Here is a 580-nt window from a genome sequence, read left to right on the forward strand (position 1 = left end):
ACCATGGAAGCCGGGAGTGCCTGAAGACGGTGGCCGTTATAGGAGCTGTCTAGGGTAAAATCGGTAACTGGGGTTAAGTCGTAACAAGGTAGCCGTACCGGAAGGTGCGGCTGGAATACCTCCTTTTCGAGACGACTAACTGACGGAGCGTGTTGCTGTACAGATCAGTAGTGACGTAGTAGCAGATTGTAGTGTTGCACAGTAAGAGTGAAGACGGTTTGTCTTCACTGGATGCACGACCTTACGAGACCCAAAGGGTTCTGGAAGCAGTAGTTAGTACTGCGGCCACGACTCGCCTGCCTTGGTGTTAATTTAATAAATCGCATGCCCTATGCTGCGATACCAATAAGCGCGGTACGCGCCCCCTTCGATGGAAGGGAGTGACCGGTTCGACTCCGGCCTTATTACACACCGACCCCCCGCGGGCCAATAGGACATCACTAGCCTGAAGTTCTATCGCCGGCGGAAACAAGGGGTTGATGACGATCTTTGACAAGTTTGGATAAGAGAGCAACAGAAATTTTTACGGATTTATATTGGTTTTAAACGATCACATTAAAGTCCGTTGCGAGAGAATTCA

The 580-nt window shown here is 50.0% G+C and carries 1 rRNA gene; it reads left to right on the plus strand.

Annotated elements, in window-relative coordinates:
* Positions 1–126: ribosomal RNA gene (locus DRW39_RS22100) — 16S ribosomal RNA — on the plus strand; the annotation flags it as partial.
* Positions 127–580: the final 454 nt, after the last annotated feature.

This window comes from Lewinella sp. IMCC34191 (assembly GCF_003390935.1).
Taxonomy (GTDB): domain Bacteria; phylum Bacteroidota; class Bacteroidia; order Chitinophagales; family Saprospiraceae; genus Neolewinella.